The 26,735-nt window shown below is 73.8% G+C and carries 27 protein-coding genes; 13 read left to right on the top strand and 14 right to left on the bottom strand.

Annotation, left to right across the window (positions count from 1 at the left end; all coding sequences use genetic code 11):
- Window positions 1-44 precede the first annotated feature (44 nt).
- The gene (dapC, locus tag ABH925_RS11105; protein WP_370147443.1) at window positions 45-1,130 is read left to right on the top strand and encodes a succinyldiaminopimelate transaminase; all 1,086 of its coding nucleotides are present in this window, start codon (window positions 45-47) and stop codon (window positions 1,128-1,130) included.
- A gap of 304 nt (window positions 1,131-1,434) precedes the next feature.
- Here dapC and ABH925_RS11100 read toward each other — a convergent pair whose 3' ends face one another.
- Both ABH925_RS11100 and ABH925_RS11095 read right to left on the bottom strand, forming a co-directional pair.
- Window positions 1,435-2,151 (bottom strand): hypothetical protein, encoded by a 717-nt coding sequence (locus ABH925_RS11100; RefSeq protein WP_370147203.1) that lies wholly within the window; start codon window positions 2,149-2,151, stop codon window positions 1,435-1,437.
- A 327-nt stretch (window positions 2,152-2,478) separates the two neighbouring features.
- Window positions 2,479-3,414, bottom strand: a complete 936-nt coding sequence (locus tag ABH925_RS11095; RefSeq protein WP_370147202.1) for a hypothetical protein — start codon at window positions 3,412-3,414, stop codon at window positions 2,479-2,481.
- A gap of 200 nt (window positions 3,415-3,614) precedes the next feature.
- Here ABH925_RS11095 and dapE point away from each other — a divergent pair, with 200 nt between their 5' ends.
- Together dapE and ABH925_RS11085 are read left to right on the top strand one after the other, a co-directional pair.
- Window positions 3,615-4,718 (top strand): succinyl-diaminopimelate desuccinylase, encoded by a 1,104-nt coding sequence (gene dapE, locus ABH925_RS11090; protein ID WP_370147201.1) that lies wholly within the window; start codon window positions 3,615-3,617, stop codon window positions 4,716-4,718.
- Window positions 4,719-4,774: 56 nt separating this feature from the next.
- Window positions 4,775-5,551, top strand: coding sequence for a TIGR00730 family Rossman fold protein (locus ABH925_RS11085; protein WP_370147200.1), 777 nt, complete (start codon window positions 4,775-4,777; stop codon window positions 5,549-5,551).
- Between the two features lie 68 nt (window positions 5,552-5,619).
- On the opposite strand, the gene folP is transcribed toward ABH925_RS11085, so the two are convergent.
- Complete coding sequence (gene folP, locus ABH925_RS11080) at window positions 5,620-6,483, bottom strand: dihydropteroate synthase (protein WP_370147199.1); 864 nt, start codon at window positions 6,481-6,483, stop codon at window positions 5,620-5,622.
- A 91-nt stretch (window positions 6,484-6,574) separates the two neighbouring features.
- Between folP and ABH925_RS11075 the strand changes: the two genes are divergently transcribed.
- Window positions 6,575-7,030 (top strand): DivIVA domain-containing protein, encoded by a 456-nt coding sequence (locus ABH925_RS11075; RefSeq protein ID WP_370147198.1) that lies wholly within the window; start codon window positions 6,575-6,577, stop codon window positions 7,028-7,030.
- On the top strand, window positions 7,027-7,596 hold the full coding sequence (locus ABH925_RS11070) for a DNA-3-methyladenine glycosylase I (RefSeq protein WP_370147197.1): 570 nt from the start codon (window positions 7,027-7,029) through the stop codon (window positions 7,594-7,596). The genes ABH925_RS11075 and ABH925_RS11070 overlap by 4 nt, the downstream gene beginning before the upstream one ends.
- A gap of 67 nt (window positions 7,597-7,663) precedes the next feature.
- On the opposite strand, the gene ABH925_RS11065 is transcribed toward ABH925_RS11070, so the two are convergent.
- Complete coding sequence (locus ABH925_RS11065; RefSeq protein ID WP_370147196.1) at window positions 7,664-8,467, bottom strand: enoyl-CoA hydratase-related protein; 804 nt, start codon at window positions 8,465-8,467, stop codon at window positions 7,664-7,666.
- 333 nt (window positions 8,468-8,800) lie between these two features.
- On the opposite strand from ABH925_RS11065, the gene ABH925_RS11060 reads away from it, so the two are divergent.
- Window positions 8,801-8,968, top strand: coding sequence for a DUF3117 domain-containing protein (locus ABH925_RS11060; RefSeq protein WP_107101321.1), 168 nt, complete (start codon window positions 8,801-8,803; stop codon window positions 8,966-8,968).
- A 122-nt stretch (window positions 8,969-9,090) separates the two neighbouring features.
- On the opposite strand, the gene ABH925_RS11055 is transcribed toward ABH925_RS11060, so the two are convergent.
- Window positions 9,091-9,765, bottom strand: a complete 675-nt coding sequence (locus ABH925_RS11055) for an O-methyltransferase (RefSeq protein ID WP_370147442.1) — start codon at window positions 9,763-9,765, stop codon at window positions 9,091-9,093.
- 318 nt (window positions 9,766-10,083) lie between these two features.
- Between ABH925_RS11055 and sigE the strand changes: the two genes are divergently transcribed.
- The 4 genes from sigE (at window position 10,084) to ABH925_RS11035 (ending at window position 13,239) form a co-directional block, all read left to right on the top strand.
- Window positions 10,084-10,782: an RNA polymerase sigma factor SigE gene (gene sigE / locus ABH925_RS11050; protein ID WP_370147195.1), complete on the top strand. Its 699-nt coding sequence runs from the start codon at window positions 10,084-10,086 to the stop codon at window positions 10,780-10,782.
- Window positions 10,779-11,798: a zf-HC2 domain-containing protein gene (locus ABH925_RS11045; RefSeq protein ID WP_370147194.1), complete on the top strand. Its 1,020-nt coding sequence runs from the start codon at window positions 10,779-10,781 to the stop codon at window positions 11,796-11,798. Before sigE ends, ABH925_RS11045 begins: the two co-directional genes overlap by 4 nt.
- A gap of 185 nt (window positions 11,799-11,983) precedes the next feature.
- Window positions 11,984-12,433, top strand: a complete 450-nt coding sequence (locus ABH925_RS11040) for a sec-independent translocase (protein WP_370147193.1) — start codon at window positions 11,984-11,986, stop codon at window positions 12,431-12,433.
- A gap of 143 nt (window positions 12,434-12,576) precedes the next feature.
- On the top strand, window positions 12,577-13,239 hold the full coding sequence (locus ABH925_RS11035; protein WP_370147192.1) for a hypothetical protein: 663 nt from the start codon (window positions 12,577-12,579) through the stop codon (window positions 13,237-13,239).
- A 31-nt stretch (window positions 13,240-13,270) separates the two neighbouring features.
- Here the strand turns inward: ABH925_RS11035 and ABH925_RS11030 are convergent, their stop codons facing one another.
- From ABH925_RS11030 to ABH925_RS11015, 4 genes are all read right to left on the bottom strand, one after another.
- Window positions 13,271-14,425, bottom strand: a complete 1,155-nt coding sequence (locus ABH925_RS11030; RefSeq protein WP_370147191.1) for an Mrp/NBP35 family ATP-binding protein — start codon at window positions 14,423-14,425, stop codon at window positions 13,271-13,273.
- A 102-nt stretch (window positions 14,426-14,527) separates the two neighbouring features.
- Window positions 14,528-15,136: a DUF1003 domain-containing protein gene (locus tag ABH925_RS11025; RefSeq protein ID WP_370147190.1), complete on the bottom strand. Its 609-nt coding sequence runs from the start codon at window positions 15,134-15,136 to the stop codon at window positions 14,528-14,530.
- A complete protein-coding gene (locus ABH925_RS11020; protein WP_370147189.1) occupies window positions 15,126-16,427 on the bottom strand; it encodes a magnesium transporter MgtE N-terminal domain-containing protein in 1,302 nt (433 codons plus the stop codon). Before ABH925_RS11020 ends, ABH925_RS11025 begins: the two co-directional genes overlap by 11 nt.
- A 162-nt stretch (window positions 16,428-16,589) precedes the next feature.
- Entirely contained in the window at window positions 16,590-17,168 is a 579-nt protein-coding gene (locus ABH925_RS11015) for a hypothetical protein (RefSeq protein WP_370147441.1), read from the bottom strand.
- 131 nt (window positions 17,169-17,299) lie between these two features.
- Here ABH925_RS11015 and ABH925_RS11010 point away from each other — a divergent pair, with 131 nt between their 5' ends.
- Both ABH925_RS11010 and ABH925_RS11005 read left to right on the top strand, forming a co-directional pair.
- Window positions 17,300-18,259 carry a DMT family transporter gene (locus ABH925_RS11010; protein WP_370147188.1) on the top strand — a complete coding sequence of 320 codons (960 nt, stop codon included), beginning with the start codon at window positions 17,300-17,302 and terminating at the stop codon, window positions 18,257-18,259.
- An 11-nt stretch (window positions 18,260-18,270) separates the two neighbouring features.
- A complete protein-coding gene (locus tag ABH925_RS11005; protein ID WP_370147187.1) occupies window positions 18,271-18,864 on the top strand; it encodes a suppressor of fused domain protein in 594 nt (197 codons plus the stop codon).
- A gap of 96 nt (window positions 18,865-18,960) precedes the next feature.
- On the opposite strand, the gene ABH925_RS11000 is transcribed toward ABH925_RS11005, so the two are convergent.
- A complete protein-coding gene (locus ABH925_RS11000) occupies window positions 18,961-19,809 on the bottom strand; it encodes a PHP domain-containing protein (protein WP_370147186.1) in 849 nt (282 codons plus the stop codon).
- 87 nt (window positions 19,810-19,896) lie between these two features.
- Window positions 19,897-20,535, bottom strand: coding sequence for a DUF6758 family protein (locus tag ABH925_RS10995; RefSeq protein WP_370147440.1), 639 nt, complete (start codon window positions 20,533-20,535; stop codon window positions 19,897-19,899).
- A 217-nt stretch (window positions 20,536-20,752) separates the two neighbouring features.
- Between ABH925_RS10995 and ABH925_RS10990 the strand changes: the two genes are divergently transcribed.
- The gene (locus tag ABH925_RS10990) at window positions 20,753-21,964 is read left to right on the top strand and encodes an MFS transporter (RefSeq protein WP_370147439.1); all 1,212 of its coding nucleotides are present in this window, start codon (window positions 20,753-20,755) and stop codon (window positions 21,962-21,964) included.
- A gap of 26 nt (window positions 21,965-21,990) precedes the next feature.
- On the opposite strand, the gene ABH925_RS10985 is transcribed toward ABH925_RS10990, so the two are convergent.
- From ABH925_RS10985 to ABH925_RS10975, 3 genes are all read right to left on the bottom strand, one after another.
- A complete protein-coding gene (locus ABH925_RS10985; protein WP_370147185.1) occupies window positions 21,991-22,146 on the bottom strand; it encodes a hypothetical protein in 156 nt (51 codons plus the stop codon).
- Between the two features lie 351 nt (window positions 22,147-22,497).
- A complete protein-coding gene (locus ABH925_RS10980; RefSeq protein WP_370147184.1) occupies window positions 22,498-23,370 on the bottom strand; it encodes an alpha/beta fold hydrolase in 873 nt (290 codons plus the stop codon).
- Between the two features lie 268 nt (window positions 23,371-23,638).
- Window positions 23,639-26,155, bottom strand: a complete 2,517-nt coding sequence (locus tag ABH925_RS10975) for a DEAD/DEAH box helicase (protein ID WP_370147183.1) — start codon at window positions 26,153-26,155, stop codon at window positions 23,639-23,641.
- Window positions 26,156-26,735: the final 580 nt, after the last annotated feature.

Raw genomic sequence — 26,735 nt, 5'->3', positions numbered from 1 at the left:
CCGCGCCGTCCCTCTCCGGAGGGGCGGCGCGCCGCGTCTCCCGGCTGCTGCCCGCCTTCCCCTGGGACCGGCTGGAGCCCTACAAGGCCACCGCCGCCGCCCACCCGGACGGCATCGTGGACCTCTCCGTCGGCACCCCGGTGGACCCGGTGCCCGAGCTGGTCCAGGCGGCCCTGGCGGCCGCCTCCGACAGCCCCGGCTATCCGACCGTCTGGGGGACCCCGGCGCTGCGCGACGCCCTGGTCGGCTGGGCGGAGCGGCGGCTGGGCGCAGGCGGCCTGACGCACCACCATGTGCTGCCGCTGGTCGGCTCCAAGGAACTGGTCGCCTCGCTGCCCACCCAGCTGGGTCTGGGCCCCGGTGACCGGGTCGGTTACCCGCGGCTGGCCTACCCGACCTACGAGGTCGGCGCCCGGCTCGCACGCGCGGACTACGCGGTCTACGACGACCCCCGCGAGCTCGACCCGGACGGCCTGCGGCTGCTCTGGCTGAACTCGCCGTCCAACCCCACCGGACGGGTGCTCGGCGTGGACGAGCTGCGCCGCACGGTCGCCTGGGCGCGGGAGCACGGGGTGCTGGTGGTCAGCGACGAGTGCTACCTGGAGCTGGGCTGGGAGCCGGACGCCGAACCGGTCTCGGTGCTGCACCCGGACGTCTGCGGCGGCTCGTACGAGGGGCTGGTGGCGGTCCACTCGCTGTCCAAGCGGTCCAACCTGGCCGGCTACCGGGCGGCGTTCCTGGTGGGCGACCCGGCCGTGCTGGGCGAGCTGCTGGAGATCCGCAAGCACAGCGGCCTGATGGTCCCCGCCCCGGTGCAGGCGGCCACCGTCGCGGCGCTGGGTGACGGCGAGCACGTGGCCGTGCAGCGCGAGCGCTACGCCCGCCGCCGTACCGCGCTGCGCGGGGCGCTGGAGGCGTACGGCTTCCGGATCGAGCACTCCGAGGCCAGCCTCTACCTCTGGGCCACCCGCGACGAGCCCTGCTGGGACACCGTCGCCGACCTGGCCAAGCGCGGGGTGCTGGTGGCCCCGGGCGAGTTCTACGGCGAGGCGGGCCGGGCGCATGTCCGGGTCGCCTTCACCGCCACCGACGAACGGGTCCGCGCGGCGGTCCAGCGGCTCGCCGGCTGAGCGGCAGGCCGCACGCGGCAAGACGGACGAGGGGGTGGGGGGGGGGCCGGGGCCCCCCCCCCCCCCGCCCCCGCCCCCGCCCCCCCCCCCGCCCCCGCAAGGGGGTGGCCCCCCCGCCGGGGCGGCCCAGGGGGCCGGGGGTCCTCCCGGGGCGGGCGCCCCTCCCCCCCACCCCCCCCCGGGGCCCGGGGGGCGCCCCCGGGGCCGCCGGGGGGGGGGCCGGCCCCCCCCCCCCCCCCGGCCGGGGGGGGGGGGGGCCCCCCCCCCCCCCCCACCCCCTCGTCCGTTCAGCCGATGCCCGCTCTCAGCCGATACCGGGGAGGCCGCCGCCGAGCGGCAGCAGCTGGGTCACGGTGCTCAGCGGGTCGCTCGCGCCGCTGCCGCCGAGAGCGGGCAGACCGCCGAGGCGCTGCGCGGGGGCCGGGGCAGCCGCCGAGGTGACCCCGTTCAGCGCGGACTGGGCCTGGCCCAGCGGCAGCGACTGCACCGGAAGCGCGGAGTTCAGCGGCAGGTTCGGCACCACGCTCGCGGGGGCGGGCGCGGCGGCGGGGGCCGTGGCCGGGACGGCCTCCGGGGCGAACGACTGCACCGCGCCGCTCGCCGTCTGGGCGGACGGCATCGCGCGGGTCGCGCCGCCGGTCGCGCCGGCCAGCGGGCCGGTCGCGCTGGCGGTGGAGCCCGCCAGCTCGGCCAGCTGCGCGGTGGTGGCGGCGGCCAGCTGGTTGGTCTCCGGGATGGCCTTGCCCGCCGCGCCGCCGGTGGTGTCCGCGACGCCGGGCACCGCGGTGCCCACCGCGCTCGCGGCACCGGCGCCGGTCAGCATGCCGGTCTGGTGCGCGGCGTCCTGGACGCCGGTGCCCAGGGTGGCGCTGTCGAGATGGCTGCTGAGCCCACCCAGGTCCGGGACGCTCGCCGGCAGCGCCGGCATGGCGGAGGCCGCGCCCGCCGCGACGGCGGGGACCGCACCGGCCGCGACGATGAACGCGGCCTGGACGATCCGGCGCGTGAGGGGGAGAGACATGGTGCTCCTAGTGAGGTGAGGACAGGACCAGTCCGCCGGGCGGACGTGGTGAATACCGCTCCAGGAGCCAGAAGGTTGCGGTCGGCCCGGGTAAAGAATTCCCAAGCATCGCATTATCTTTTTCGGGAAATATCTGCATATTCTGGACATTTCCCCTGCCAGTGCAGAAATGTTTCCTCGCGGAGTTTCCAGGCCTTCGGCCATGCACACGCGATCTTCGCAATCGGCGGGCCACTGGGCCGAACGAGGGCGGTTCGGGTCAACCCGCCACACCGTCGTTAACCCGGGCGGGGAAGGCCCGCGAAGGCCTGCCGCGAGGGCGCCGGGCTACTGGCCCGCCACGGTGATCCGGACCGAGCCGGTCGGGGCGCCGTCCGTGCTGGCCTGCCAGCCCTTGGTGGAGTCGCTGCTGGTCCAGGCCTTGCCGGCGTACTCCACGTCCGCGATGTGCAGGTCCTGGCAGTGCGCCACGGCCCACTGGGCCATCGCCCAGCCGCCGGCCGCGGTCCCGGCGCGCGGCGTCACGTCCAGGGCCAGCCCGGCCGGTGCCGGGGTGGCCGAGGACGACCGGGCCGGCGTCGCCGTCCCGGTCCCCGCCGTTCCCGCCGCGGTCGGGTCGGCGTTGGGGACGGCCCGGACCGTGCCGACCACCCGGCCGAACTCCTTCTGCATCCGCTGGACCACCGCGCTCGCCCCGGGCTGCAGCCCGTCCGAGCTCACGGAGCCGGTGGTGGTTGTTCCCACACTGTTCACCGTGCAGTTCAGCGCGGCCGGGACCCGCCCGGTGAGCGCGCCGGACAGCACCGTGGCGTCGGTCTCGTGCGTGGCGTAGGCGTCCGGGAAGCCGCTGTGCTGGACGTCCTGGGCCGCCACCGTCAGCGGCAGCTGGGTGTAGCCCTGGATCTGCACCAGCTTGTCCAGGAACTTGTTGGTCGCGTAGACCGGGTCGCCGATCTGGTCCGGGGTGCCCCAGCCCATCGACGGGCGCTGCTGGAACAGGCCGATCGAGTCCCGGTCGCCGCCGGTCAGGTTGATGAGTTTGGACTCCTGCATCGCGGTGGCCAGCGAGATCGTCACCGCCCGCTCGGGCAGGCTGCGGGACATGCCGACGGCGGCGATGGTGCCGGCGTTGTCCATCTGCTCGATCGACAGGCCGATGGTCCCGTCCGCGGAGTCGACCGTGCAGCCCTCGGGTACCGGGATCGGCAGCAGGTCGCGGTGCGTGCCCAGGTACACGCCGACCCCGACCACCACGGCCAGCATCAGTGCGAACGAGAGGCACCCCAAACGGCGCCCGCGGCGCCTCCTCCGAGAGGGCGGGCTGGGCTGGTCCATCATCGCCTGCAGGCTCACCGGCGGGTTCCTCCTCGCGTGTTCGATGCACCCTACCGAGTCCGACGACCGGCTCGTCAGGCGCGGTTTCTCGGCACCGGTGTGCGGCGCACCACGTACCCTGGCTGCTCATGACTCGCAGCCTCGTCACCAACGACTCCGCCACGACGCCCGGAGCGGTCCTCGACCTGTCCCTGCCGGGTGGTGAGCTCACCGCCCAGCTGGTCGACATGCCCTCCGTGAGCGGGAACGAGCGGTCCCTCGCCGACGCCGTGGAGGCCGCCCTCCGGGCCCTGCCGCACCTCACCGTGGACCGGGACGGCGACGCCGTCGTCGCCCGCACCCAGCTGGGCCGCGGCGAGCGGGTACTGCTGGCCGGCCACCTGGACACCGTGCCGATCGCCGACAACCTGCCCTCGCGGCTGGACGGCGACCTGCTCTACGGCTGCGGCACCTCCGACATGAAGGCCGGGGTCGCCGTCCAGCTGAAGATCGCCGCCGGTGTGACCGACCCCAACCGCGACCTGACCTTCGTCTTCTACGACTGCGAGGAGGTCGAGGCGACCCGCAACGGCCTCGGCCGGCTGGCCCGGAACCACCCCGAGTGGCTCGCCGCGGACTTCGCGGTGCTGATGGAGCCCAGCAACGCGCAGGTCGAGGGCGGCTGCCAGGGCACCATGCGGGCCACCGTCAGCACCAGCGGCCACCGGGCCCACTCCGCCCGCAGCTGGCTCGGCGACAACGCCATCCACAAGGCCGCCCCGATCCTGGAGCGGCTGGCGGGGTACCGGGCCAGGCTGGTCGAGATCGACGGCCTGGAGTACCACGAGGGTCTCAACGCGGTGCTGATCGAGGGCGGGGTGGCCGGCAACGTCATCCCGGACGCCTGCACGGTGACGGTCAACTTCCGCTTCGCCCCCGACCTCGACGAGGCCCAGGCCGAGGCGCACATCCGGGAGGTCTTCGCGGGCTACGACGTGCGCGTCACCGACTCCGCCCCCGGCGCGCTGCCCGGGCTCTCGCACCCGGCCGCCGCCGCGTTCGTCGAGGCCACCTCGGCCACCCCGCAGGCCAAGTACGGCTGGACGGACGTGGCCCGGTTCTCCGCGCTCGGCGTTCCGGCGGTCAACTACGGCCCCGGCGACCCCAACCTGGCCCACACCCGCGAGGAGCACTGCTCGCTGTCGGCGATCACCGAGTGCGAGAAGCGGATCCGGGCCTGGCTGCAGGACTGACGCCCGTCACCTGAGATCCCACCGGCGGTCATCCGTCCGTCGTACCCTCCGTAGGTATGACGATTGAACCGAAGAAGATCGCAGAGAAGCGCCGGGGCCCGGTGCTGCTGCGCGGTGAGCAGATCGACAGCAGCACCACCGATCAGCGACTGCTGGACTCGGCGCAGAACGCGGACTGGCTGCACACCGACCCCTGGCGGGTCATGCGGATCCAGTCCGAGTTCGTCGAGGGTTTCGGCGCGCTGGCCGAGCTCGGGCCGGCCGTCAGCGTGTTCGGCTCGGCCCGGACGCCGGTGGACTCCGCGGAGTACGCCGCCGGGGTGCAGATCGGACGCGCCCTGGTCGAGGCCGGCTATGCGGTGATCACCGGGGGCGGCCCGGGGGCGATGGAGTCCGCGAACCGGGGCGCGCACGAGGCCGGGGGCACCTCGGTGGGCCTCGGCATCGAGCTGCCGTTCGAGCAGGGGCTGAACCAGTACGTCGACCTGGGACTCAACTTCCGGTACTTCTTCGTCCGCAAGACGATGTTCGTGAAGTACTCCCAGGGCTTCGTGGTGCTGCCGGGCGGCTTCGGCACCCTGGACGAGCTGTTCGAGGCGCTGACGCTGGTGCAGACGCACAAGGTGACCCGGTTCCCGGTGATCCTCTTCGGCGTGGACTACTGGTCCGGCCTGGTCGACTGGGTCCGCAACACCGTGATCAGGGAGGGCAAGGCCTCGCCGTCCGACCTGGAGCTGATCCAGCTGACCGACTCGGTCGACGAGGCCATGAAGATCCTCGACGACGCCGCACGCCGCAACGGGGTGCAGAACCCCGCCCACAACCCGGAGTAGCCCGGCCGTGCGGGAGCCCCGGGGGCGTACCGCGCCCCGGGGCTCCCGCACGGGGTGCGGGCGCGCCGTCAGGCCAGGCCGCGGCGGGCGACCGCCGGGGGGCGGGTGCCGCGGATGGCGGCGACCATGTCGAGGACCTGCTTGGTCTCGGCGACCTGGTGCACCCGGTAGACCTGGGCACCGAGCCAGGCCGAGACCGCGGTGGTGGCCAGCGTGCCCAGCAGCCGCTCGCCCACCGGCTTGTCCAGGGTCTCGCCGACGAAGTCCTTGTTGGACAGCGAGACCAGCACCGGCCAGCCGGTGGCCGTCATCTCCGGCAGCCGCCGGGTCGCCTCCAGCGAGTGCCGGGTGTTCTTGCCGAAGTCGTGGCCCGGGTCGATCAGCACCCGGTCCCTGGGGACCCCCAGGGACACCGCGCGCTCGGCCAGGGCGACGGTCCGCTCCAGGATGTCGCCCATCACGTCCGGGTAGGCCACCCGGTGCGGCCGGGTACGCGGCTCCGCCCCGCCGGCGTGGGTGCAGACGATGCCGACGCCGTAGCGGCCGGCGACCTCGGCCAGCCGGGGGTCGACCCCGCCCCAGGCGTCGTTCAGCAGGTCGGCGCCGACCCCGCAGACGGCCTCGCCGACCTCGTGCCGCCAGGTGTCCACGCTGATCACGGTGGACGGGTGGCGCCTGCGCAGCTCCGCGACGAAGGGCACGATCCGGCGCAGCTCCTCCTCGGTGGTCACCTCGTCGCCCGGTCCGGCCTTGACCCCGCCGATGTCCAGGATCGCCGCGCCCTCCGCCACCGCCCGCTCCGCCGCGGCGAAGGCCGCGTCGTCGGCGAAGGTCGCCCCCCGGTCGAAGAAGGAGTCCGGGGTGCGGTTGACGATGGCCATGATCACCGGCTCGTCCTCACCGAAAACCCGCGGTCCGAGCGCGAGAGCCATGCGTCCTCCAAGGTCCGTACGCCATGATGGGGCCAGCGCCGTCGGTGCGGCGCTGTGGGGCGTCTCCATGATCCCCCACCGGGAGCCGGGAGTGGTGGGGCTTGTGTTCTGGTTGATCGTCGTCGTCATGGTGCTGGTCGTCGGCGCGGCGGCGCTGGTCGCGCTGGGCGGCGGCGGGGCCCTGCCGGAGGCCGAGCGGGACCGGCTGGCCGCGCACCTTCCGCTGCACCGGCCGCTGCACCGCGAGGACGTCGACACGCTGCGGTTCCCGATGGCGCTGCGCGGCTACCGGATGGACGAGGTGGACGACGTGCTGGACCGCCTCGGAGCGGAGCTGACGCACCGTGACATCCGGCTGGCCGAGCTGGAGTCCGCCCTCTCCGCCGCGCTGGCCGCCGCGCCGTCCGAGCCCGGGGCACCGCCGAGCGCGGTGTTCGAGGCGCTGCGGATGGGCTTCGAGCCGGCGTCCGGCCCCCCGGCGACGCCGGGACAGGACGTGCTGCCCGGCACCGAGGACGTCACCGACGCCGGGACGGACCCCCGGTGAGCGCGGCCCTGCCCGGCCCGGACGGCCTGCTGCGCTGCCCCTGGGGGCTGTCCGCGCCCGACTACCTGGCGTACCACGACGAGGAGTGGGGCCGCCCGGTCCACGGCGAGCAGCCGCTCTACGAGCGGCTGTGCCTGGAGGCGTTCCAGTCCGGGCTGTCCTGGATCACCATCCTGCGCCGCCGGGAGACCTTCCGTAAGGCCTTCGCCGACTTCGACCCCGCCGTGGTGGCCCGCTACGGGGACGCCGACATCGAGCGGCTGATGGCCGACCCCGGCATCATCCGCAACCGCGCCAAGGTGCTGGCGGCCATCGCCAACGCCACGGCGGTGCTGGCGCTGGACGGCGGCCTGGACACGCTGGTCTGGTCGTTCGCCCCGGAGCCGGGCCCGGCCCCGCGCACCCTGGCCGACGTCCCCGCGGTCACCCCGGAGTCCACGGCGCTGGCCAAGGAGCTCAAGCGCCGCGGCTTCCGGTTCGTCGGCCCGACCACGGCCTACGCGCTGATGCAGGCCTGCGGCCTGGTCGACGACCACCTGGCGGACTGTCACGCCCGGGGCGCGTGACGGCGGTTCGGGCTTCGGTGACTCAGGCCCCGGTGACTCAGGCCCCGATGGCTCAGGCTCCAATGGCTCAGGATCCGGTGTACTTGGGCTTCTCCTTGGCGATGAAGGCCTGCACCGCGATCCAGTGGTCCGCCGAGGCGCCCGCGCGGGTCTGCAGCTCGTCCTCCTTCTCCAGCGTCTCGACCAGCGAGTGCGAGGAGGAGAAGGCCAGCGACTCCTTGATCGCGGCGTAGGCGACGGTCGGCCCGGCCGCGAGGGTACGGGCGAAGGCCAGCGCGGTCGCGGCCAGCTCGGCGGCCGGTACCACCCGGTGCGCCAGGCCCAGCGTCAGCGCCTCGGCCGCCGGTACGGTCTGCGGGAACATCAGCAGCTCGGCGGCCCTGGCCTGGCCGACCAGCCGGGGCAGGGTCCAGGACGCCCCGGAGTCGGCGGTCAGCGCGACGCCGGCGAACGAGGTGTTGAACCCGCCGTGGTCGGCCAGGATCCGGAAGTCGCAGGCCCAGGCCAGGCCCGCACCGGCGCCCGCGGCCACCCCGTTGATCGCGGCGACCACCGGCTTGGGCATCGTGGCGATGGCGGTGACCAGCGGGTTGTAGTGCTCGTGCACGGTGGAGAGCGCCTGGCCCTGGCCCGACTCGCGGGCCTCGGACAGCTTGCCGAGGTGCTCCTTGAGGTCCTGGCCCACGCAGAAGGCCCGGTCGCCCGCGCCGGTGAGCAGCACCGCGCGGACGGCGGGGTCCTCCTTGGCGGTGACCATGGCGTCCCGCAGGGCGACCTTGGTCGCGGTGTCGAGCGCGTTCATCGCCTCGGGCCGGTTGATGGTGACGGTGGCGAGCCCGTCCTGCAGCTCGTAGAGCACGGTGTCGGCCATGCGAATCTCCTCGTTACTGATCAGTAGTCCCAGGCCAGCATGACGGATCTGCGGGCGCTTGGCGGATGTGACGTAGGGCACTGTCTCAGGGCGTGGCGGAGTTGTCCGTACCGCGTGCCGGAAGCGGGGCGCGCCGTCCGGGCCAAGGGAACTGAGTGACGGCGGGCGACGCGCTCGGAGTGCCCCGGCGGGTCGGCCGGGGCGGGAGAGAGCAGTGATGTTGGTCATCGGGCCCTCCGATGCGGGATACTGGACTCCGATCAATGCGTTCGATACCTGCGGTGGACGGGCCGTGGGTGCGTCGGTGAGCAGGTTGCAGGAAGGGGAACGAGCATGGCGGCCATGAAGCCGCGGACGGGCGACGGCCCGCTCGAGGTGACCAAGGAGGGGCGGGGCATCGTCATGCGAGTACCGCTCGAAGGCGGCGGACGGCTGGTGGTCGAACTGACGCCGGACGAGGCCGACGCCCTCGGCGAGGCTCTGAAGAAGGCCTGCGGCTGACGACTCCTTGACTCTGTGTAGGCGACTGTGGCTCTGGCCTCGTACCCGGTGTGGGTACGGAACCAGGGCCACAGTTGCGTTCCGCGGCACCGGCGCGCTCCCGGGGGACCGGCCCGAGCAGGCTAGCGGCGCACCGCGCAGAGCAGCCCGTCGCCGACCGGCAGCAGCGCGCTCAGCAGGGCCCGGTGCTCCCGGACGGTGCGCACCAGCTCCCGCGCGGCATGGCTCTGCGCCTCGAACACCGCCGTGTCCAGGGCGCTGACGGCGCCTTCGAAGCAGACCATTCCCCCAGGTCGCAGTAGGCGCAACGATTCAGCAAGATATTCCGGCGACTCGGCCGGATCGCCGTCGCAGAAGACCAGGTCGTACTGGCCGTCGGCGAGTCGCGGCAGGACGTCCAGCGCCGCGCCGGGGATGCAGCGGGCCCGGCTGGCGGCGAAGCCGGCGCCGGCGAACATCTCCCGGGCCATCCGCTGCAGACCGGGCTGGACGTCGACGGTGGTGAGGATGCCGTCCGGGCGCATGCCGCGCAGCAGGCAGATCCCCGACACGCCCGCGCCGGTCCCGATCTCGGCCACCGACCGGGCGTCGAGCGCGGCGGCCAGCAACTGCAGCGCCGCGCCGCTGGCCGGCGACACCGGCCGCACCGTGGCCAGCTCGGACTGCCTGCGGGCACGCAGCAGCACCTCGTCCTCGACGGCATAGGCGTCGGCGAGGCCCGGATCCGACGGCCCGTAGCCGGTGATGGTCGGTCCCTCCCTGGGTCTGCCCCTGCGCTGCGGTTCCCCGCCGCTGATGATTCTGGGCTGCTGGTCATTCTGGGCTGCTGGTATTTCTGGCCACAGGTTAGTGGGTCATGGTGGAACCCGAGATGGGTGCGGGCCGTTGTGAGGAATGGGCGCGGCGCGCGGAAGGACCGGATCCGACCGCTGTGACCCGGCGAATCGCCGCAGGCGGGTCGTATGGTGATTGGCTTTTATCCGGTACTGACGGGTGAGGCGGATATGGTGGTGGCCCTGCTTGGCAGAAGAGCCGATCGAGGAGGTGTGGCTGAGGGGGGCGCTCGTTCGCGGCTCGTTCGCGGTCACGCGCCGGCCCTGATGCCGAAGCCCGTGATGAGTGAGTCGACGCCCGAGAACGCGCAGAGCAGCCAGACCGCCTCCTTCGACGCGGACGGCGCGGTCACCGCCTGGACTCCCCCCAGCTGGGAGGAGATCGTCCAGACGCACAGCGCCAGGGTGTACCGCCTCGCCTACCGGCTGACGGGCAACCAGCACGACGCCGAGGACCTCACCCAGGAGGTCTTCGTCCGGGTGTTCCGTTCGCTGTCCACCTACACCCCCGGCACCTTCGAGGGCTGGCTGCACCGGATCACCACCAACCTCTTCCTGGACATGGTGCGTCGCAAGCAGCGGATCCGCTTCGACGCCCTGGCCGAGGACGCCGCCGAGCGGCTGCCCAGCCGTGAGCCCTCGCCGGCCCAGCACTTCCACGACACCCACTTCGACGCCGACGTGCAGCAGGCCCTGGACACCCTGGCGCCCGAGTTCCGGGCCGCCGTGGTGCTCTGCGACATCGAGGGGCTCTCCTACGAGGAGATCGCCGCGACGCTGGGCGTGAAGCTCGGTACGGTCCGCAGCCGGATCCACCGCGGCCGGGCGCATCTGCGTGCCGCGCTGCAGCACCGTGCCCCGGGCGCGGCCGAGGGCCGCGAGCGCCGTGCGGGTGCGGAGGCGGCCGAGTCGGGCGACACCGCGTTCGTCCCGGCGGGCGGCAGTGCCGACGAGTCCGCTGAGCGGAGGCGGTCGCTGTGAGCGAGCAGCCCCGCCGCGCGGCCCGGCCGCTGGAGGGTGTCGTCGAGCTCCGGGAGCTGCGGGTGGCCCGAACGGCCGTCGCGGCCGAGGAGCAGCACCTCGGCGACCGGATGGCCGCCTTCGTCGACGGCGAACTGGACCACGACGCCCGCGAGCGGGTGCAGTCGCACCTGGCCGGCTGCGCCGCCTGCCTGGCCCGGGCCGAGGAGGAGCGCCGGATCAAGCGCCGCCTCGCGGCGGCCCTGCCGCCGGATCCCAGCATGCTGTTCATGTCCCGGCTGATGGCCATCGCCGGGAGCGGCGGCGACTCCGGCGACTCCCTGGACGACGACGAGCGGAACACCCCGGGCGGTCGCCCGCCCCGGCGCGGCTTCGGCGCCGGTGCCTTCGGCGGCAGCGCGTTCGGCGGCAGCGTCTTCGGCGGCGGCGAGACCGCGACCTTCGGCCACGGCAGCGGATTCGGCCGCGGCGCGCTGGGCGCGGAGCGCCCGGTGCCCGGGGTCGACCCGCGCGCGGAGCGGGGTGCCTCGGCCGTCGAGCCGACGCCGATCGCGGCCCGGCTGCGGGCCGGCCGCGCCCCCGGCGCCCCGGTCGACGGCGCGGCGCCGAGTAGACCGGGCGCGCCGGGTCTCCCGGCGCGCGAACCCTCCCGCCCGTCCGCGGCCCGGGGGCGGCGCTTCGCCTTCGCCGCGGCCGGAGCGTTCTCGGTCGCGGCGGTCGCGCTCGGCAGCGCGATCACCGGTGTGACCACGGCGGACCAGCCGGTGGAGGAGCCCTACGGCAACGTCACCCCGGTGGCCGACACCTCGGGCGCCGTGGCCGGTTTCGCCGGCGTCAGGGCGGGCTACGCGGGCTCCGGCCAGCTGGCGCTGGGCGTCCCGGCGAACGCGCCCGGCTCGTTCAGCCAGCTCAGCTCCGGCCGCCCGTACGCCCCGTCCGGGGCCGCCTCGGCGACGGCCGTACCGACCCCGAGCGCGGTCGGCGCCGCGGGGAACGGCCACTCGCTGCTCCGGTAGCCGGGCCCGCGGTTCCGTGCGGCGGTCCGGTCGCCTGCCCGGCCGACCGCACTGCCGCAGCCGGTCCGGGCGCCGCACCGCGTCCGACTCCCGCGGCGGGCCTCCTGGCGATTACTCTGGTCCGGTACGCGCCGCTCAACGTGCCCGCTGACGGTCGTCACTCACCTCCCAGGGGAGCTTTCGCGGTGTTCTTCGACATAGGCCCATTCAAGCTGGTGGCGCTGATCGTCCTGGCCGTGGTCATCTTCGGCCCGGACAAGCTCCCCAAGCTGGTCTCCGAGGTGATGGGGTTCGTCCGCAAGGTGCGCGAGTTCTCGGACAGCGCCAAGGAGGACATCCGCAAGGAGCTGGGGCCCGAGTTCAAGGACTTCGAGTTCGAGGACCTCAACCCCAAGACCTTCGTCCGCAAGCAGCTCGCCGTGCACGGGGACGAGTTCGGCCTGTCCGAGATCAAGGAGCTGCGGAACGGCTTCGGCAAGGACGCCGCCGACGCCGCGGCCGCGGTGAAGGCCGTCAAGGCCGACCCGCTGGGGCAGGTCGCGACCGACCAGCCGGCCGCGGCGGGCCCCTCGCTCGCCAAGTCGCCGACTCTCGCGGCGGACGAGCGTCCCCCGTACGATCTCGACGCCACCTGACCGGGCGGAGGGCGCCTCAGGGAGTGCCGCCCCCGCCCCCGCTATTGTTCTGGTCTGACTGTTCTGGTCGCACCGATCCGATCGCACCGATCCGATCGCGACCGGACGACTGCGCAGTGCCGACAGGAAGCAGGAGGGCCGGGATGGACACCAGAAGCCACTCGGGGGCGGCCACCACCGAACCGGGACGTCCCGCGCCCGCGCCCCGCGTGCCGATCGACGGGTTCCTGCGCGCCGACTTCCCCTGGTACAGCCTCGACGAGGGCTGGAGCGGCCGCCGCTGGCTGGGCACCGTCGGCACCTCCCCGGACGGCGCGGTGGACTACGGATCGATCGGCCACGGCGACACCGCGGTGCGCAGCTACGCCGCGATCCAGTCGGAGGAGACGGAGGGACGGCGCTACGCGGTGGTGATCACCGTGGCCCGCCGACCGGGCCGCCGACTGGGCGACGGGACCGGGATACTTGAGGCCACGTCGGTGTCCTCGGCCGCGTGGCTGGCCGGGGCCGGGCTGCTGGCCGCGACCGAGCAGACCCCGCTGGCCCGCGAGCACCGGCAGAACTGGCTGGACCAGCAGACGGCGCTGGCCTGGGATCTGGCGGACGACCTGCAGGGGCCCTGCTGGTCGTCACTGACGCTGCCGGTGAACGGCACCCCGCAGCCGTTCCGCTACCGCGAGTCCGAGTACGGCTGGGTGCTGGCCGGTGACGCCCCCGGGGTCCACCTGGGCGCCTACGGACGCGGCGTCAGCGCCTACGGCCTCGGCTTCACCACCGTGACCGACCTCGCCGCCTACGAGGAGTAGGCGGCGGGTCCCGGTCCGGGTCCTCCGGCGGTCAGAACTTGTTGCGCGGGGTGATGCCCAGGGACAGGCCGGAGAGCCCGCGCTGACGGTTCCCCAGCTTGGCGGCGATGCCGCGCAGCGCCGCACCGGCGGGGGAGTCCGGGTCGGAGAGCACGACCGGCTTCCCCTCGTCGCCGCCCTGCCGGAGCCGGACGTCGATCGGGATGCTGCCCAGCACCGGGACCCGGGTACCGGTGGCCTTGGTCAGCGCGTCGGAGACGGTCTGGCCGCCGCCGGTGCCGAAGACGTCGACCATCTCGCCGCAGTGCGGGCACGGCATGCCGGACATGTTCTCGATGACGCCGACGATGGTCTGGTGCGTCTGCAGCGCGATCGTCCCGGCGCGCTCGGCGACCTCGGCCGCGGCCTGCTGCGGGGTGGTGACGATCAGGATCTCGGCGTTGGGGACCAGCTGCGCCACCGAGATGGCGATGTCGCCGGTGCCCGGGGGCAGGTCGAGCAGCAGCACGTCCAGGTCGCCCCAGTAGACGTCGGCCAGGAACTGCTGCAGCGCGCGGTGCAGCATCGGCCCGCGCCACACCACGGGGGCGTTGCCGGGGGTGAACATGCCGATGGAGATGACCTTCACGCCGTGCGCCGACGGCGGCATGATCATGTTCTCGACCTGGGTGGGACGGCCGTCCACGCCCAGCATCCGGGGCACGCTGTGGCCGTAGATGTCGGCGTCCACGACCGCGACCTTCAGCCCGTCGGCGGCCAGCGCCGCAGCGAGGTTGACCGTCACCGAGGACTTGCCCACCCCGCCCTTGCCGGACGCCACCGCGTAGACGCGGGTCAGCGAGCCGGGCTTGGCGAACGGGATCTCCTTCTCGGCCTGGCCGCCGCGCAGCATCGAGGTCAGCTCCTGGCGCTGCTCGGCGCTCATCACGTCCAGCTCGACGGCCACCGAGGTGATCCCGGGGACGGCGCCGACGGCCTCGGTGACCCGGCTGGTGATGGTCTCCCGCATGGGACAGCCGGAGACGGTGAGGTAGACGGCGACCCGGGCCGCGCCGTCGTCGTCGATCTCCACCGACTTGACCATCCCCAACTCGGTGATGGGCCGGTGGATCTCCGGGTCCTGCACCGTCCCGAGGGCCGTGCGCACGGACTCCTCGAAAGCGGTCGCCTGCGTGTCAGAAGCCATGCACTGATGGTACGGCGCGGTGCGGCTCGCCCAGACCGGCTGCCGACGTGCGGCCGGTCACAGCGGACCGGCCGCGGCCGGAGGTCGTGCGGGTGGTCCCGGTCAGGCGGCCGGGTCCTCGTCCACGGCCGCGGCCGAGCGGTTGTCCAGCTCCTTGAGCAGCACCTGCAGTTCCGAGCGGAGGAAGTCGCGGGTGGCGACCTCGCCCAGGCCCTGCCGCAGCGACGCGACCTCCCGGGTCAGGTACTCGGTGTCGGCGACGGTGCGGTCGGCCCTGGCCCGGTCCTGCTCCATGTTGACCTTGTCCCGGTCGTCCTGCCTGTTCTGCGCCAGCAGGATCAGCGGGGCGGCGTAGGAGGCCTGCAGCGACAGCACCAGGGTCAGGAAGATGAAGGGGTACTCGTCGAACCGCCAGCTCGCCGGGGCCGCGATATTCCAGACCACCCAGAGCAGGATGAGCACCGTCATCCAGACCAGGAAGCGGCCGGTGCCCAGGAAGCGGGCGATCCGCTCGGACAGCCGGCCGAAGGCCTCCGAGTCGGGGTTGGGCAGGGTCATCCGGGGGCGGCGGCGCTGCGGCTGGTCGAGCCGGCCGCGGCGACGGTCGTCGCGCTCGGGGGTGCGCTGGCCGCCCGACTCCCGGGGACGGCCTTCGCGGCGTTCGCGCGGTTCGCGGATCCGCGGTTCGCGCAGCTGACGGTCAACGGCCATCGGCGGCCACCCCCTCGTGAGCGTCCCCGCCGTGCAGCGCGGCCTCGCGCCAGTCCTCCGGCAGGATGTGGTCGAGTACGTCGTCGACCGTGACCGCGCCGAGCAGCCGGTCGTCGGCGTCCACCACCGGCGCGGCGACCATGTTGTAGGTCGCCAGGTAGCTGGTGATCCGGGGCAGTTCGGTGTCCGGTGACAGCGGGTCCAGGTCGCCGTCCACGATCGCGCCGAGCAGCGTGTACGGGGGCTCCCGCAGCAGCCGCTGGAAGTGCACCAGGCCCAGGTAGATGCCGGTCGGCGTCTCGGTCGGCGGGCGGCAGACGTACACCTGCGCGGCCTGGGCCGGCTTGAGGTCGGCCACCCGGACCCGGGCCAGCGCCTCGGCGACGGTGGCGCCGGGCTCCAGCACGATCGGCTCGGTGGTCATCAGCCCGCCGGCCGTGTGCTCCTCGTAGCTGAGCAGCCGTCGGACCGGCGCGGCCTCGTCCGGCTCCATCAGCTGAAGCAGCCGCTCGGCGTCGTCGGGGAGCAGCTCGGAGAGCAGGTCGGCGGCGTCGTCGGGGTCCATCGCCTCCAGCACGTCGGCGGCCCGTTCCTGGTGCAGCCCGCCGAGGATCGCCACCTGGTCGTCCTCGGGCAGTTCCTCCATGACGTCCGCGAGCCGCTCGTCGTCCAGTGCGGCGGCGACCTCGGCGCGCCGCTTGGGCGAGAGGTGGTGCAGCACGTTGGCCAGGTCGGCGGGGCGCAGCTGCTCGAAGGTGGCCAGCAGGTTGGCCGCGCCCTGGTCCTCCTCGCGCAGCGCGAAGCCGGTGACGGCGGACCAGTCCAGGGTCAGCGTCTCGCCCTTGCGGCGCAGCCGGGCCCGTGCGCCCTTCTCCACGAAGACCTTGTCGATCTCCCACTCGTGCGCCCGGGTCTGCACCATCGCCACGTCCAGCACGGTGACCGTCTCGCCGGCCTCACCGTGCGGTCCGCTCGCGGCCAGGGCGACCCTGCGGTCCAGCAGCTCGGCCAGCACCAGGGTCTCACCGGGGCGCTGCTCGAAGCGCCGCATGTTGATCACACCGGTCGTGATGACCTGGCCGGACTCCAGGCTGGTGACCCGGTTCATCGGCAGGAACACCCGTCGCTTGCTGACCACCTCGACGACGAAGCCCAGCACGCGCGGCGGCCTGCCGCCGAGCCGCAGGCTCACCACGAGATCGCGGACCCGGCCCACCTGGTCGCCGGAGGGGTCGAAGACCGCCATCACGGCGAGGTGGGAGACGAACACGCGAGAGGACGCTCCGGTCATTCCGACCTTTCCTTGCTGCCTGTCGTTGCCATGGCCGGACCCGCTCAGGTTACCGGGCAGCGTGATGCTGATGGATATGACAGTCATACCGCAAGGGCGGCGCTGCAGGCAGCGGCGATGTGACCGCGGCCGTTCCGGTGCCGACGCCCCCGTCGGGAGAAATCAGCCGCGGCGCTTGCGGCGGCCGAACAGCAGCCGGGGCAGTGCGGCCGGCATCGGCTGCCGGGTGGTGGCGCCGGTCGGCACCGGGGCCGCCGCGTGCGAGCCCTCCGGCATCGACCCCGGGCGCACCGCGCTCTGCTCGCTGCCGCCCGCCGGCACCAGCCGCAGCACCCGGGACTCCCGGGCCCAGCGCTCGGCGACCTTCTCGTGGTCCGGCGAGTTCAGCCGCTTGGCCTTCAGCTCGGCCACCGCGGCGGTCCAGGCCTCGCTGCCCGGGGCCAGCTCCTCGACCCTGGCCGGCCAGCTGACCAGGCGTCCGCCCTTGTCCTTGCTGCGCGCGGTGAGCACCGTCGACTGTCCGTCGGCCAGCCCGTACAGCGGCTGTTCGGCGCCCTCGCCGACCACCAGGACGGCGCCGTCGTGCCACACCTGCCACAGCGCCCGGTCCGAGACCGTCCCGCCCGACGCCGGCCCGCGCTGGTCAGTGCCGCCCTGCTCCTGGGCGACCCGCACCCACAGCAGTCCCGACTTCTGCGCTGCCTCCTGCACCAGGGCCCGGTCCAGCAGCTCCCCGCTCACCTCGCTCATGGCCCGAAGCGTACGGCGTCCGCGCCTCGGACCGTGCTCGCTTCCGCAGTCGTCAGTCCCGTACCATCAGAGCGCCCCTTACCGGCATGACGCTGAGGGGAGTGATCCCGCCGAGGAGCGCCATGCAGCAGACCACCGCCACCGCGCCGGACGCGCCGTCCGCCGCGACCCCGACGGCCGGCTCCGCGCATCCGGACCTCAGCACCGTTCCCCGGATCGACTTCCTGTTCCTGGCGCTCGCCGTCAGCGGGGTCGCCTTCTCCGCACCGCTGATCAGCGCCACCGCCGCGCCGGTGCTGGCCATCGCGTTCTGGCGCAACTGCATCGCCACCGGGCTGCTCTCGCCGATCGCCCTGCTGCGCCAGCGCGAGGAACTCCGCGCGCTGCTGTCCCGGGCCGGCCGCCGCACCCTGCTGACCAGCCTGGCCGCCGGGGCGTTCCTGGCGCTGCACTTCGCCCTGTGGCTGCCCAGCCTGCGGATGACCTCGATCGCCTCCTCCACCGCGCTCTGCACCACCACGCCGCTGTGGACCACGCTGATCCTGCGGATGCGCGGCCAGCGCGCGCCCAAGGCGGTCTGGTTCGGTACCGGTATCGCCTTCGCCGGGGTGCTGCTGCTCACCGGCGTCGACTTCAGCCTCTCGCCGCGCGCCCTCGCCGGGGACGCGCTGGCGCTCGGCGCGGGCCTCGCCGCCTCGGTCTACTTCCTGCTCGGCAGCTCGGTCCGACGGACCGTCAGCACCACGGCCTACACCTTCGTCTGCTACGCGACCACGGCCCTGGTGCTGCTGGTCGTCTGCCTCGGCACCGGCACCGCCCTCGGCGGCTGGAGCAGCACCGCCTGGTGGCAGATCGCACTCCTCACCGCGGCGGCGCAGTTCCTCGGCCACTCCCTCAGCAACCGGGTGGTGCGCACCCTCGGCCCCTCGCTGGTCTCCAGCGCGATCCTGCTGGAGACCCCCGGCGCGACCCTGATCGCGGCGGTCTGGCTGGGGCAGACGCCGCCGGTCGCGGTGTACCCGGCGGTGGCCATCGTGCTGCTCGGGCTGGCCTTTGTGATCCGGGGCCAGCGCAGGTCGTAGGCTTCTGCCTCATGGCCCACGTTCCCACCGACGAAGTCCTCGCCGCCGTCGAGGCACGCCTGATCAGCACCTTCGGAGAGCCGGAGGGCCGTGCCTCGGTGACCTTCCTGGGGGCGGACCGGATCGAGGTGCTGCGCTTCCCCGGCTCCGACGGGCTGGTCCGCTACGCCACGCTGGGCATGTCCGCCGCACCGATGGCCGACCCGACCGCCGTCGTCGTCGACCCGCTCCGCGGCCCCCGCGCCGAGCTGGTGTTCACCGTGCGCGGCGGCCGTGACGAGGTGCTCAGGACGCTGGCCACACTGGCCGCGTCACCGCAGGTCGAGGGCCTGGTGGTGGCCCCGGGGGCGTCACTGGACCTGGGGCAGCCGCTGTGGCCGGACGCGCCGTTCACCGCCTTCCTGGTGGCCGAGCCGGGCGGCCTGGTCGAGGACCTGGAGCTGCCGGAGCCCGCCGAGCCGGTACGGTTCCTGCCGCTGCTGCCGATGACGCCGAACGAGGCCGCGCACAAGCGGGTGCACGGCGCGGCCGAACTCCAGGAGCGCTGGCTCCGGCACGGCACCGACCTCCGCGACCCGCTGCGCCGCACCGTCCCGCTCGGCTGACGGCGCGCCGCTCCGGGCATCAGCTTCTGTGCGGCCTCGTTGTGTACGCGGCCCCGTTGTGTGCGCGGCTGCGGTCGGCGTCCGGGCCGGGCGGGGTCAGCCGGTGATCGGCGCGCGGCCGGTGGCCTGGGCGACCAGGGCCTCGTAGACGGCCGGGGGAGTGGTGTTCGCGCCCAGCCGGACCGACTTTCGTGCGCCGTGGTAGTCGCTGGAGCCGGTGGCCAGCAGCCCCAGCTCGTCCGCGAGTCCGCGCAGTCGCGCACGGGTGTCCTCGTCGTGGTCGAGGTGGTCGATCTCCAGACCGGCCAGGCCGGCCGCCGCCAGGTCGGCGATGACCTTCTCCGGGACGGTGTGCCCGCGCTTCACCGCGCCGGGGTGGGCGAACACGGGCACCCCGCCGGCGCCGCGGACCAGCCGCACCGCCTCGAACGGGTCCAGCTCGTGCTTGCGGACGTCGGCCCGGCCGCCGTTGGCGAGCCACTGCGGGGTGAACGCCTCGTCCACGCTCGCCACCACGCCGGCTTCGACCAGCGCGCTGGCGACATGCGGACGCCCCACTGCGCCGCCGCCCGCGATCCGCCGCACCTGCTCCCAGGTGATCGGCGCGCCCAGCGCACGGCAGCGCTCCACCATGGCCTCGGCCCTGCGGAAGCGGTCGTTGTAGACCAGCTCGCGCTCGCGGGCCAGCTCCGGCTCCTGCGGGTCGAAGAGATAGGCGAGCATGTGCATGGAGATTCCGTCCACGACACAGGAGAGCTCCGCCCCGGTCACCAGGGTCAGCCCGGTGCCGGCCACGGCCGCGGTCGCCTCGGCGTAGCCGGAGACGGTGTCGTGGTCGGTCAGCGCGACCACGTCCAGCCCGGCCGCGACGGCGTTGCGGACCAGCTCGGCAGGGCTGTCGGTGCCGTCCGAGGCGGAACTGTGGGCGTGCAGGTCGATGCGCACGGGGGCGACTCCAGGGCGTCGGAAGCTGTCCCCCGACCCTACCCGGGCCGGTCCGGCGGGCCGACCGGGCTTCGGACCGGCGGTGGGTCAGGACAGCAGCCTGGGCGACAGTGCGCCGCAGGGCAGCAGCTCCAGCTCCGCGCCCGCGTCCCGCAGGTCGGTGAGCACCAGCTCGTCGTACATCAGCAGTCCGCTGCGCTCGGGCCAGACGACGGCCCACAGCCACAGGCCGCGGGCCTCGCCGACGAAGACCGCGCGGTCGTCCGGGGTGCCGCTGACATGCCACAGCGCCGTCGGCCGACCGGTCGCCAGCACCTTGGCGTGCGGGGGGCGGTCGACGCTGATCGCGTCGCCGGGGTCGGGTCCGGGCAGGCCGGCGAAACGCGCGCCGAGGCCGACCCCCAGTTCCTCGGCCACCAGGATGAGTTCGCCCGGACCGCCGAGCGGTCCCGGTCCCGAGCAGGCCACAGCGGTGGCGCGGGCACCGGACAGGTCGTCACCCGCGTGCGCGATCCCGGTGAACAGCCAGCCGACCGGCAGCGGCCAGGGCAGCCAGACCGGCACCTCGGCGCGCGCCACGGCCACGCCGAGCGCCTCCACGCTGGGAGGGACCACGGGCTGCAGCGGGTGGACAGTGCCGTGGGCGTCGCACTGCCAGGCATCGGTGAACAGTCCGGGAGCGCGGACACGGCCCCCGCACCTCGGGCAACTGGGCTCGCCCCTCATGGACGACAACGGTCCTCCCTCCCGACCGCCTCGTCAAGGACGATCACCCGCCCGAGGTATCGGTTGTAGAGAGCAACTAGATAGATGTATGGTGAATCTAAATTCGGCGACGGTGACGGAGGAGGCGGTCGTGGGACAGCCACGGACTTCGACAGGATTCGAGGGACGCGAGTTCGAAGGGCACGGGTTCGAGGAGCACGAGCGGGAGCGGGCCGGCATCCTCCACCAGCCGAAGGCGGTCTGGGCGACCGCCGGCGCGGCGGTCGTCGCCTTCATGGGCATCGGCCTGGTCGACCCGATCCTGCCGTCCATCGCCAAGGGCCTGAACGCCACCCCCGGCCAGGTGTCGCTGCTGTTCACCAGCTACTTCCTGGTCACCGCGGTGGCCATGCTGGTCACCGGCTTCGTGTCGAGCCGGATCGGCGGGAAGAAGACGCTGCTCGCCGGGCTCGCCCTGGTCGTGCTCTTCGCGGCCCTGGCGGGCACCTCGCACAGCGTGGGCGAGCTGGTCGGCTTCCGGGCCGGCTGGGGTCTCGGCAACGCGCTCTTCGTCTCCACCTCGCTCGCCGTCATCGTCGGTGCGGCCAGCGGCGGCAGTGAGGCGGCCATCCTGCTGTACGAGTCGGCGCTGGGCCTCGGTATGGCCTGCGGGCCGCTGCTGGGCGCGGTCCTCGGCAACATGAAGTGGCGCTACCCGTTCTTCGGGACCGCGACCCTGATGGCCGTCGGTTTCGTCGCGATCACCTTCCTCCTCAAGGAACAGCCGAAGGCGTCGCGCAAAGTCGGCCTCGCAGAGCCGCTGCGCGCCCTCGGCCACAAGGGCCTGGCCTCCACCGCCGCCAGCGCGTTCTTCTACAACTACGCCTTCTTCACGGTGCTGGCGTTCTCGCCGTTCGTGCTGGACATGAGCCCGTACCGGAGCGGCGGGGTGTTCTTCGCCTGGGGCCTGCTGCTGGCGGTCTGCTCGGTGCTGGTCGCCCCCCGGCTGCAGGACCGCTTCGGCTCACTCCGGGTGCTCGGCGCCTCGCTGACCCTGCTCGCCGCCGACCTGCTGCTGCTCGGCTACGGCTCGCACACCGCGGCGGTCGTCGCCACCATTCTGTCCGGCGCCTTCATCGGGATGAACAACACCGTCTACACCGAGCTCGCCCTGGAGATATCGGACGCCCCGCGCCCGGTCGCCTCGGCCGGATACAACTTCGTCCGCTGGTTCGCCGCGGCGGCGGCCCCGTTCCTGGCGCCCAAGCTCGCCGACCACGTGAACATCCACATGCCGTTCGTGGTCGCGGCCGGAACCGCGCTGCTGGCCATGCTGGTGGTGGTCGCCCAGCGCCGCCATCTGCGGCACGACGCCAGGGAACTGCCGGCCGCGTCGGCCCCGGCGTCCGGCGGGCCGTCCGCCCTCGCCGACGAGCTCGCGGCCCGCTGACCGCTGAGCGCATGCGGTGTGAGCGGTCAGGGCGCCTGGTGCGGGCGGATGTAGAGGCGCTCGCCGCTCTCGGCGGCGTCCTCCACCATGGCGCGGACGGTTTCCGCGTCGGCGATGAGGCGATCCGTGTCGGCGCCCTCGGCGCTCTCGTTGTCGTCCAGGCGTGTGATCTCAAAACGCATGGGGGCTCTCCCTTCCTGACCTCTTGCGAGGAACGGGCGGTGCGCGGCGTCACGCCCGCACCCACTCCTTCTTCGTCCACTCTGCAGCCGAGCTGCGTCGCAGCGGTTGCCCCGTCGTTGCCCCCGTGTTTCGGGGGGCCGGCGTCCGGGAGGTCCCCGCAGCTGAAGGGAAGTGGGGCGCGCACGGTGTGCAGTGTGGGGAACGACAATGCTGGGCAGAGGTATTCCAGCACTGCGCACTTTACTGAATTGGACGACTTCTGTCGCGTTCGATTCCGGCCCTTGTCCGACAATTGGCGGAATTGTCGATGATTCTGTTCCGAACGGCGAGTTGAGACGCCTGGCGGTATGTCAGCCGACGCCGTGCCAGAAGTCGGCCAGCGCCGCCGCCGTGCTCGCCGGACGCTCGGCGTTGGGGGAGTGGTTGGCGCCCTCGACGGCGACGTACGGTGCGCCGAGCCGCTGGGCCATCGCCGCCTGCTCCGCCACCGGCCAGGCGTAGTCGGCCTCGCCGGACAGCACCAGCGTGGGCAGTCCGGCCTTGGCCAGCGCGTCCACCCGGTCCGGCTCCTCGGTGAGCTGACGACCGGTCACCGCCAGTGCGGCCGGGACGTTGGCCAGCCAGCGACGGTGCAGGAAGTCCTGGATGTCCTCCGGGAGTTCCTGGTCGGCGCCGTTGGCGGCGTCCATCTCCTGCATCGCCTGCCAGATGGCCTCCAGATCCATCACCGGCAGCACCGACACCAGCAGCTTGGCCCGCTCGCCCTCCTCCGCGCCGACCACGCCGGGACCGGTGCTCATCAGCGTCAGCGAGTCCCAGGGCAGGGCGTTGGCGCTGCGCAGCACGGCCTCGCGGACCACATAGCCGCCGAAGGAATGGCCCAGCAGATGCACCGGGGCCTCGCCGCGCGGCAGCACCTCGGTGACCGCGAGCAGGTCCAGGGCCAGCGCCTCCAGGCTGTAGGCGGACTCGTCGTCCGGGCCGCCGGTCTCGTACTGGCCGCGCTGGTCGATGGCGACGACCTGGAACCCGGCGTCGGCGAGCGGCTCCAGCAGGGCGATGAAGTCCTCCTTGCTGCCGGAGAAGCCGGGGACCAGCAGGGCGGTGCCGAGGGTCGGACCCACCGGCGGACGGGCGTGCAGCGCGGCGAACTCCCCGCGCGCCGTCGCCAACCGCACGCTGCGGGCCGAGGCGGGCAGGGTGAGGAAGCGGGGCGTGCTCATGATGGTCTCCGTCCGGCGGCGGGGTGGCGGTGTACTGGCCTGTCAGGACCCTATCCGGCGGATATGACGACTGCGTGGCGGACAGCGGACACGGCGACGGCGGGCGGGTCGGACCAGTACCGGTCCAACTCGCCCGCCGTCGTCACTTCACCTGGTCAGCAGCACCGGTTCAGCCGGCACCGGTTCAGCCGGCACCGTGTCTGTCGGCACCGTGTCTGTCGGCACGGTGCCGGCCCGCACGGTGTTACTCCGCTGAGGGCTCGCGCCGTCAGCGTGCGCCCCGCGCCTCTGCGGCAGCCGTCGCGGCGGCGGCCGCGGCGAGGCGCTCGCTGCGGCGCAGCCGACGCGGTGCGGCGGACTCGCCCGCGGGGGCAGGCACGGTCGCGACCGGCGTGGTGCGCCGACGCGGGGCCGGGACCTCCGCCGGGGTGGGCGCGACCGTCGCGGCGCCCGCCGGACGGCCGGCCCGGCGACGGCGCGGCGCGGCCTCACCCGTGGCGGCCGGAGCGGCGGGCTCGGCGGCCACCGTCACGGTGGCCGGGGCCACCGTCGCGGCGTCAACCGTCGTCGCGGGGCGGGTGCTCCGACGGCGCCGGGTCGTCGGAGCCTCGGACGCGACCTCGGCGACCGTCTCGGTCACCGGCTCGGCCGGGGTCTCGACGCCGGGCGTCGTGACGGCGCGGGTGCTGCGACGGCGGCGCGGGGCGGGTGCCTCGGCCTCCGTCACGGCCTCCGCGACCGGCGCCTCGGCGGCGACCGGCGCCTCGGCGGCAGCGGTACGCCGACGGCGGCGCGAGGCCGGAGCCTCGACATCGGCCTCGACGGCGGCGGAGGCGACCTCGGCGGCGGCCTCGCTCACCGTCTCGACGACCGCCTCGGCGGCCTTGCCGCCACGGCGACGGCGCGGGGCCGGTGCCGACGCCTCGACGGCCTCGGCCACCTCGGCGGCGGGCTGCGCCGCGACGGGCTGGGCGATGACGGGCTCAGCGATCACCGGCTCGGCGAAGACCGCCTTGACGGCACGGCGGCGACGCGGGGCCGGGGCCTCGGTCGCGACCGTCTCGGTCACCTCGACGACCGGAGTCGCCTCGACCACGGTCTCGGTCGCGACGACGGTCTCGGTCGCGACGACGGCCTCCGCGTCGGCGGCGGCACCGCGCCGACGGCGACGGCGGGGGGCCGGCTCGGCGGCGTCGGCGACGGTCTCGGCCGCGGCCTCGGCGACGGTCTCCGCCGCCTGGTGCACGGTGGCCTCGGCCGTCGGGGCAGCCTCGGCGGCCCTGGAGCCACGGCGGCGGCGGGTCGGTGCCTCGACGGCGGCTTCCGGCGCGGTGGCCGGTGCGACCAGGCCCGCCTCGGTCTGCGCGGCGGCGGTCACCTCGGCGGCGGTCAGCTCGACCGGTGCGCCGTCGCCGGCGCCACCACGGGTGCGGCGGCGGGAGCGCTCGCGGCGCGGCCGCTCCTCGGCCGGGGCCTCCGTCGCGACGGCGGGACGACGACTGTCGCTGCGGCTCTCGCTGCGGCCGTCGCCGCGGCCGCCACGGGCGGGACGCTCGGCGGACCGGCCGCTCGCAGTGGGGCGTCCGCGGCCGCCGGGCTCGCCGAGGTCCTCGATCTCCTCGGCGCCCAGGCCCGCACGGGTGCGGTCGGCGCGCGGCAGCACACCCTTGGTGCCGGGGGCGATGTGCAGCAGCTCGTACAGGTGCGGCGAGGTGGAGTAGGTCTCCTCCGGCTCGCCCAGGCCCAGGTCGAGGGCCTTGTTGATGAGCGACCAGCGGGGCATGTCGTCCCAGTCGACCAGGGTCACCGCGGTGCCGGACGCGCCCGCGCGGCCGGTGCGGCCGATGCGGTGCAGGTAGGTCTTCTCGTCCTCGGGGCACTGGTAGTTCATGACGTGGGTGACGCCCTCGACATCGATGCCGCGCGCGGCGACATCGGTGCAGACCAGGACGTCGACCTTGCCGTTGCGGAAGGCGCGCAGCGCCTGCTCGCGGGCGCCCTGGCCGAGGTCGCCGTGCACCGCGCCGGCGGCGAAGCCGCGCTGGGTGAGCTGGTCGGCGACGTCGGCGGCGGTGCGCTTGGTGCGGCAGAAGATCATCGCCAGGCCGCGGCCCTCGGACTGCAGGATCCGCGAGACCAGCTCGACCTTGTCGAGCGAGTGCGCACGGAAGATGTGCTGCTTGACCGACGCCACGGTCGCGCCGGTGTCGTCCGGCGCGGTGGCGCGGATGTGGGTGGGCTGGCTCATGTAGCGGCGGGCGAGGCTGATGACCTGGCCCGGCATGGTCGCCGAGAACAGCATGGCCTGCCGCTTGGTCGGCAGCATGGTCATGATCTTCTCGACGTCGGGCAGGAAGCCCAGGTCGAGCATCTCGTCCGCCTCGTCCAGCACCAGGATGCGGACGGCGGAGAGGTCCAGCTTGTGCTGGCGGGCCAGGTCGAGCAGGCGGCCGGGGGTGCCGACGACCACGTCGACGCCCTTCTGCAGCGCCTCGACCTGCGGCTCGTAGGCACGGCCGCCATAGATGGCGAGGACCCGCACATTGCGGACCTTGCCGGCGGTCTGCAGGTCGTTGGTGACCTGGGTGCAGAGCTCGCGGGTCGGGACGACGACCAGTGCCTGCGGCGAGGACGGCAGGTCCGCGGCGGTGGCGCGACCGGCGTCGACGTCCGCCTGGACGCGCACCCGGTCGATGATCGGGAGTCCGAAACCGAGGGTCTTGCCGGTGCCGGTCTTGGCCTGGCCGATGACGTCGTGGCCGCTCAGGGCCACGGGGAGGGTCATCTCCTGGATCGGGAAAGGGGTGATGATGCCGACGGCCTCTAGGGCCTCTGCGGTCTCGGGAAGGATCCCGAGGTCTCGGAACGTAGTCAGGGCGATGCCTCTTCCGGTGTGGGCGGCCGATGGCGTGGGGCGGCCGGGCGCTCATACGTGTCGCGTATGGGCGCGATGACCGCAACCGGCGTCCTCGCGGTCGGCTCGCGCGCCGGTTCGCTCGTTCGCGGGCGACTGGGGTCACCGGCGAGGCGGGCGGCACTGCGAGCGGCGACCATGGTGGGAGGCCCGGCGCGGGACCGCGTGAGTGCGGTCTGCGGCGGCCCTCGCTCGGCCACTGCGGGGCCCTTCGTGGTCCGTCCCCGGATCGGAAGGGCTGGGTCGGTCGGAGCCGATCGTTCCACCGACCGGGCATCCGCGTGCGTGAGGACCGGGGCGATTGCTGCTGTCGTAGACGGCGCATACGCCGGTCCTCACTACCACCATACCGTCAAGCGAAAGATCGAACATGTGACGCGGGCGACAAGGGCGTGACAACCAGGCGACAAGTGGATCGCGGCAGACCCGCGCCGGCCTGGGTGACCATGGC

The organism is Streptacidiphilus sp. EB129 (assembly GCF_041262645.1).
In the GTDB taxonomy this organism is placed as follows: domain Bacteria; phylum Actinomycetota; class Actinomycetes; order Streptomycetales; family Streptomycetaceae; genus Streptacidiphilus.
This window is presented reverse-complemented; position numbering and strand designations above follow the sequence as displayed.